At 77.4% G+C, this 500-nt stretch carries 1 protein-coding gene; it reads left to right on the top strand.

Annotated elements, in window-relative coordinates; all coding sequences use genetic code 11:
- Positions 1 to 17: 17 nt before the first annotated feature.
- A partial coding sequence (locus tag IFT36_RS16175; protein ID WP_200413683.1) for a hypothetical protein occupies positions 18 to 500 on the top strand: 483 nt, incomplete at its 3' end.

Below are 500 nucleotides of genomic sequence, written 5' to 3' on the forward strand. Positions count from 1 at the left end.
CGAGGGTGAGGGCGACCGTGGACGGGGAGTCGAGGGGCGGGGCGCCCGGCGGGCCGAGCGCCGAGCACCACGGCCGCGGTGCGCACCGCGGACCCACGACCCGCGGGCACGGCGCCGCGACGACGCTCCTGGCCGTCGTAGGGACGGCCGCGTTCGTGCTCGGCGGGGCCCTCACCGTCCAGGCCGGCACCGCCCGTGCCCTCGAACCCGTGCCCGAGACCGGCCTCGACGGCCACCTCGTGCTGGCCGACGAACTGACCGGCACCGAGGACATCGCGCCCGCGGCCCCGGGCCGCTGGCAGATCGCGACCGACGTCACGACCGGCGACCGGGTGGCACTCGGCCTCGAGCTCGTCAGCTCGGGGTCGCTCGTCGACGACGAGGCCGGTTTCACGCTGGGGGTCGAGACCTGCGACGTCGAGTGGCAGCGGGTCGAGACGACGCCGCTCTGCGCGACCGGGGCGCGGACCGTGACCGCCCCGACCCGCGCCTCCTCGTTC

Origin of the sequence: Frigoribacterium sp. CFBP 13605 (assembly GCF_014839405.1) — a bacterium.
In the GTDB taxonomy this organism is placed as follows: domain Bacteria; phylum Actinomycetota; class Actinomycetes; order Actinomycetales; family Microbacteriaceae; genus Frigoribacterium.